Genomic DNA, 6,158 nt, shown 5'->3' on the forward strand with positions numbered 1-6,158 from the left:
CTCAATCCAAGCGAGAAACGCCAGTCGGGCGTTACTTCGCAATGTTTTCGGCAATCCAACGTGCGAGGCTTTGCTCGCTGACCTCGCCCGCGGCCAGCGACAGCATCATTGCGGTCGCCTGCGCCTGATCCGGCGCAAAGCGAACCTCGTTCTTCCGCAAGAAAGACGCCATCGTCATGAAGGCGATGCGTTTGTTGCCATCCACAAAAGCATGGTTTTTTGCCAGGCCGAAACCGTAGGCCGCAGCGAGACCGACAATCTCGGTTTGTTCGTAGTGCCACTTGTTGACAGGGCGCTCCAATGCCGAACGAAGCATTCCTTCATCACGTAAACCCGGTGCGCCGCCAAAACGCCGCAACTGCCGACTGTGAATAGCGATAACCTGTTCGTAGGTCAGCCAGTGGGGTTCGGGCCGGTCCGTCATTTGGCGAGCGCCGCGAGCGTATCGCGGTACTCATCCATAAGTTGGTCGGCGATTTCCATCGTGCGCTCGAAATCGGGGTCATAGGGCAGAGCCTGAAATCCGCCACCGGCGAGCTCTACGATGTGAAGTTCCTGACCCCGTTTCAGGTCGAGCCGCTGCATCAGTTCGCGCGGCAGGATCAAGCCGTCGGAATTGCCGATTTTCTTGATTTCAATTTTCATCGTTGGACCTCGCCGAGGGCGCCGTAATACACTTGTATAACGCGCCAACCAGCGGCGTTCAACATCTGTTTTACGTACGCCGCCTATCGCTCCAGCGCCTCCAGCTCACCGATCAGGCGTTCGATCACGCCCAGCCCGCCCTGCCAGAAATGCGGATCGCGGGCGTCGAGGCCGAACGGCTTCAGCAACTCTGAATGGTGCTTGGTGCCGCCGGCGGCGAGCATCGCGAGATAGCGCTCGGCAAAGCCCGCATCCGCCTTCTCGTAGACTGCATAGAGCGAGTTCACGAGACAGTCGCCGAACGCATAGGCGTAGACATAGAACGGCGAATGCACGAAATGCGGGATATAGCTCCAGAATACCTCGTAGCCCGGCTTCAGTTCGATCGAAGGCCCAAGGCTCTCGCGCTGCACCTCCATCCAGATGTCGCCGATCCGCTCGGCGGTGAGTTCGCCATTCTTGCGTTCGGTATGGATGCGGCGCTCGAATGTATAGAACGCGATCTGGCGCACCACGGTGTTGATCATGTCCTCGCATTTGGCGGCGAGCATGGCCTTGCGCTGCACCGGATCGTCGGTTGCGGCGAGGAGCTTCTTGAAGGTCAGCATCTCGCCGAACACGCTCGCGGTCTCGGCAAGGGTCAGCGGCGTCGGCGCCATCAGGGGACCGTTCGGCGCCGCCAGCACCTGATGCACGCCGTGACCGAGTTCATGCGCCAGCGTCATCACATCGCGCGGCTTGCCCTGATAGTTCAGCAATACATAAGGATGGGCGGACGGCACCGTCGGATGCGCGAAGGCGCCGGGCGCCTTGCCCGGCCGCACCGGGGCATCGATCCACCGTTCCTCGAAGAAGCGTTCGGCAATCTTGGCCATGACCGGCGAGAACGCGCCATAGGCCTCGAGCACGGTCGCGCGCGCCTCGGGCCAGGCGATGGTGCGCATCTTCACTTCCGGCAGCGGTGCATTGCGGTCCCAATGCGGCAGCTTTTCCTTGCCGAACCATTTCGCCTTCAGCGCGTAATAGCGATGCGACAATTTCGGATAGGCAGCCTGCACCGCGGAGACCAGCGCATCCACCACCTCGCGCTCGACGCGGTTCGACAGATGCCGCGCATCGGCAACGTCGGCAAAGCCGCGCCAGCGGTCGGAAATATCCTTGTCCTTGGCAAGCGTGTTGGTGATGAGCGCGAAGGTGCGCACATGCGCCTTGAACGATTGTGCCAGCGCCTCCGCGGCGGCCCTGCGCTTGTTCTCGTCGGTGTCCTGCAAAAGGCTGAGCGTCGGCTCGATCGCAAGCTCCTGCCCGTCCACCTGAAAGCGCATCGCCGCGATGGTTTCGTCGAACAGGCGGTTCCAGGCTGATGCACCGCTGACCGACTTCTCGTGAAACAATTGCTCGATCCGGTCTTCGAGCTGGTAGGGTTTTTCCTTGCGCAGATCCTCGATCCAGGGCCGGTAATGGCCGAGCGCCGGATCGGACATCGCCTTCTCGATCAGTTCGTCGTCGATGCGGTTCAATTCGAGGGCAAAGAACAGGAGATGCAGCGAGATCGCGGTGACGCGCTCCTGCACGTCGCCGTAGAATTTCGCGATCTGCGGATCGGTCGTATTGCCGGTATAGGCCAGCATCGCATAGGACAGCAGCCGGCCAAGAAGATCCTCCATCGCCTCATAGCGCCGCACCGGCTCGGCCAGCGCCTGCCCGGCATGCGGACCGGCGGCCAGCTCCGCGAGACGCCCCTTGTAGGCTTTTTCGAAAGCGATGCATTCGGCCTCGGCGCGGTCGAGATCGCGCTTGAATTCAGGGGCGTCGATCGAACGATAGAGATCGGCCAGATTCCATTCCGGCAGCGGACCGAGGTCCGGCGATGCGGCGGGCTTCGCCGCGGCTTTGGGGGCGGATTTGCCGGATTTCGCGGCGGCGGCGGTTCGAGGAGCCATGAAGGAGGATGTCACCCGTTTGGTTTCGCTGCGCCATCATATCGCGCCTCGGACAGCGTTGCGCAACCGCGCGGAGGCCTCCGTTACCTGCGGCGAAACCCTTCAAATGGCGTTCCCGGTCCATTAGGGTCCGCGCGCCCTGCGGCGTCCGGCCGAGGCTCTTTCCGCAGGACCGATGAGGAACGTCTTGATGAATCGCAAGGAACGGCGCGCTGCGCAAAAAAAGGGCGGCCCCGCCGCCTCGCCGATGGCCGCGGCCCTCGCCCAGGCCTTCCGCGCCCACCAGGCCGGGCACCGCTCCGACGCCGAACGGCTGTATCGCGATGTGCTCGCCGTCGAGCCGCGCAATGCCACGGCGCTGCAACTGCTCGGCGCGCTGATGCACCAGACCGGCCGCAGCGACGAGGCCATATCCCTGATCCGCCAGGCCATCGCCATTGAGCCGCGCAATCCGGATTATCACTACAATCTCGGCACCATCTTCAACGCGGCGGGCCGCAGTGCCGAGGCGATCGAGCCTTTGTCGAAGGCGGTCGCATTGAAGCCCGATTACGCGGACGCGCATTTCGAACTGGGCACCGCCTATGCCCGGGACAGCCGGCTCGAGGACGCCGAACAAAGCCTGCGGCGCGTTCTGAAGCTGCAGGCATCCAATGCGGTTGCGATGAACAATCTCGGCCGCGTGCTGCGCGCGCAAGGCCGCTCCGAGGACGCGGCCGATCTGTGGCAGCGCGCTGCGGCATTGCATCCCGACCTTGCGGTCGCGCATCTCAACATCGGCATGGTGCGCCACGAGCAGAACCGGCTGGACGAAGCCGAGCAGAGCCTGCGCCGCGCGCTTGCGATCCAGCCGGACGATCCGCAGGCAACGCAGCAGCTCGCCGCCGTCCTGCTGTCGCAAGGCAAGGCGGACGAAGCCCTTCCGCTTGCGGACCGGGCCTTGTCGGCACGCGACACGAACGACGCGCGGCTGACCTATCTGCGCTGCCTGATGTCGGCCAGCCGATTCAATCCCGATGCCGGGCTGCGCGAGAAATTGCAGCGTGCCCTTGTCGAAAGCTGGGTCGAGCCGCTCGAACTCGCGCCGCTCTGCGCATCGGTGCTGCGCGCGCATCCGGTGATCGGACCCGCAATCGAGCGGGTCACGGGGCAATGGCTTCAGGCCTCGGCAAGCCAGCAGCATCCGGTAATCTCGGAAGCGGAAATTGCCGCGGCCGGCGAGCCGCTGTTTCGCGCCTATCTGGAATCGGCGCCGAATTGCGATATCGGGATCGAGCGCTTCCTCACCGCCCTGCGCGCCCATCTTCTGGATCGCGCCGCAGGCGGTCACGATGCGCCGGCCGCCATGCTCGAACTGTGCAGTGCGCTGGCGCAGCAATGCTTCCTCAACGAATACGTCTTCAGCGAATTTGCCTCGGAGACGTCGAGGATCGAGCAATTGTCCGCATCGCTGCGAAATGCCGCTGCGGTGACACCGTTCCAGCTTGCCGCATTTGCGATGTATCGCCCGTTGCACTCGCACGATCATGCCGGGCGGTTGCTGCAGCGCGACTGGCCGCCGCCGGTCGCCGCGATCCTGCGCCAGCAGATCGAGGAGCCCAGCGAAGAGGCCGCTTTGCGCGAAACCACGCCGACCCTCACGGCGATCGACGATGCCTCCGGCATAGTCGGGGAGCAATTCGAGGAGACCCCTTCTCCGCGATGGACGCATGCGGCATCGACGCTGACGCCGCTGCCGGTCCGGGATGTGGTGCAGCAACGGCTGCCGCACGGCGACGGCCCCGCTCTGACTCATCTTGGTGCACCCGACATTCTGATCGCAGGATGCGGCACCGGACTGTCGGCGATCCGGGCCGCACAAAGCTATCTCGGGGCGAGCATCCTGGCGCTCGATCCAAGCCTTGCGCGGCTTGCTTATGCGCGGCGGCAGGCCGCGCGGTTGAAGCTCGGCACTATCGAATTCGCGACGGCCGACGTCATGAAGCTTCGGGACTTGCACCGCCGCTTCGATCTGATCGAGGCGCCCGGCATTCTGCATCGCCTCGCCGACCCCGATGCCGGCTTCGAAATCCTGACCTCGCTGTTGAAACCGGGTGGACTCATGCGCATTGCAGTCACCAGCGGGTCTGCCTGTCGGGGCATTCTCGCTGCGCGCGATTTCGCCGCCGCCGGAAATTATCAGCCCGATGCCGAAGGCATTCGTCTGTGCCGTCAGGCGATGTTGCGCCTGCCAGCCGATGCAAAGGCCCGCGACGTCCTTAATGTTGCGGATTTCTATTGCATGGGCGGCTTTCGCGACCTGGTCTTGCAGCCGCAGCACCATGTCATGTCGCTGCCGAAGCTTCAGGCCTTGCTGTCCGCCAGCGGGCTGAGCGTTATCGGCCTCGAAACGCCCGACGCCGTGCGCCGCGCGTTTGCCGATCGTTTCCCGGAGCCGGCTGCGCGCAAGGATCTCGCTTGCTGGCATCAATTCGAGACCGAACATCCGGACGCCTTCGCGGCGACGATTGCGTTCTGGCTGCACAAGCCGGCGTGACCTGCACATCCGGCGTGAGGTGCACATCGAGCAGCACAGCGCTGCAAGCGGCTTAAGACGCTGTTAAGCCAAGCGGCGGAGACTGCCCCGAAACGGCACAGGCCAAAGTCGGCCGAGGGGTTGGGATGTCCGAGCGTATTCTCGTCGTTGACGACGATCCGGTTCAGCGCCGGCTGATCGAGAACATGGTGCGCAAATTCGGCTACGAGGCGATCGTTGCCGAGGGCGGCGACGAAGCCGCGCGCATTCTCGATAGCGACGAGGCTGCGCGCATCGACTGCGTCATTCTCGATCTGGTCATGCCCGACCTCGATGGTCTGGGCCTGCTCGCACGCATGCGTGCCGAAAACATCGCCATCCCGGTGATCGTCCAGACCGCGCATGGCGGCATCGACAACGTGATTTCGGCGATGCGGGCCGGCGCCTCGGACTTCGTAGTGAAGCCCGCGAGTCCCGAACGGCTGCAGGTTTCTCTCAAGAATGCCCTGACGCAAAGCGCGCTCGCAGGCGAATTGCAGCGCATGAAGCGCAGCCGGTCGGGCACCCTGACCTTCCGCGACATCATCACCCGCAGCGCCGCCATGGGCCGGGTGCTGAGGCAGGCGGAAAAGGCGTCGGCTTCTGCCATTCCGGTCTTGATCGAGGGTGAATCCGGGGTCGGCAAGGAAATGATCGCCAGAGCCATTCACGGCAGCGGCGAGCGCAGGGCAAAGCCCTTCGTCGCGGTCAATTGCGGTGCGATCCCGGACAATCTGGTGGAGTCGATCCTGTTCGGTCACGAGCGTGGCGCCTTTACCGGCGCGTCCGACCGCCATACCGGCAAATTCGCCGAGGCCGACGGCGGCACCCTGTTTCTCGACGAGGTCGGCGAATTGCCGCCCGCGGCACAGGTCAAGCTGCTGCGTGCGCTGCAAGAAGGCGAAATCGAGCCGATCGGCGCTCGCAGGAGCCTGCCGGTCGATGTCCGCGTGATTTCCGCGACCAACCGCAATCTGATCGCCGATGTGAAGTCCGGCCGGTTCCGCGAGGATCTG

The 6,158-nt window shown here is 63.9% G+C and carries 5 protein-coding genes; 2 read left to right on the top strand and 3 right to left on the bottom strand.

Annotated elements, in window-relative coordinates:
* Positions 1-31 precede the first annotated feature (31 nt).
* The 3 genes from ACK41X_RS06925 to ACK41X_RS06935 form a co-directional block, all read right to left on the bottom strand.
* Positions 32-424, bottom strand: coding sequence for a type II toxin-antitoxin system death-on-curing family toxin (locus ACK41X_RS06925; protein WP_409720623.1), 393 nt, complete (start codon positions 422-424; stop codon positions 32-34).
* Positions 421-645, bottom strand: a complete 225-nt coding sequence (locus ACK41X_RS06930; protein WP_409720625.1) for an AbrB family transcriptional regulator — start codon at positions 643-645, stop codon at positions 421-423. Before ACK41X_RS06930 ends, ACK41X_RS06925 begins: the two co-directional genes overlap by 4 nt.
* Before the next feature lie 83 nt (positions 646-728).
* Positions 729-2,588: a M3 family oligoendopeptidase gene (locus tag ACK41X_RS06935; RefSeq protein WP_409720627.1), complete on the bottom strand. Its 1,860-nt coding sequence runs from the start codon at positions 2,586-2,588 to the stop codon at positions 729-731.
* A gap of 190 nt (positions 2,589-2,778) precedes the next feature.
* Here ACK41X_RS06935 and ACK41X_RS06940 point away from each other — a divergent pair, with 190 nt between their 5' ends.
* On the top strand, positions 2,779-5,124 hold the full coding sequence (locus tag ACK41X_RS06940; protein WP_409720629.1) for a tetratricopeptide repeat protein: 2,346 nt from the start codon (positions 2,779-2,781) through the stop codon (positions 5,122-5,124).
* A gap of 125 nt (positions 5,125-5,249) precedes the next feature.
* A partial coding sequence (locus ACK41X_RS06945; RefSeq protein ID WP_409720631.1) for a sigma-54-dependent transcriptional regulator occupies positions 5,250-6,158 on the top strand: 909 nt, incomplete at its 3' end.

Origin of the sequence: Pseudorhodoplanes sp. (assembly GCF_046289595.1) — a bacterium.
Taxonomy (GTDB): domain Bacteria; phylum Pseudomonadota; class Alphaproteobacteria; order Rhizobiales; family Xanthobacteraceae; genus Pseudorhodoplanes.

Excerpts from the sequence above, each read along its gene's own strand:
- ACK41X_RS06940 (WP_409720629.1), top strand. The coding sequence starts at position 2,779 with ATGAATCGCAAGGAACGGCGCGCTGCGCAAAAAAAGGGCGGCCCCGCC.
- ACK41X_RS06925 (WP_409720623.1), bottom strand. The coding sequence starts at position 424 with ATGACGGACCGGCCCGAACCCCACTGGCTGACCTACGAACAGGTTATC.
- ACK41X_RS06930 (WP_409720625.1), bottom strand. The coding sequence starts at position 645 with ATGAAAATTGAAATCAAGAAAATCGGCAATTCCGACGGCTTGATCCTG.
- ACK41X_RS06935 (WP_409720627.1), bottom strand. The coding sequence starts at position 2,588 with ATGGCTCCTCGAACCGCCGCCGCCGCGAAATCCGGCAAATCCGCCCCC.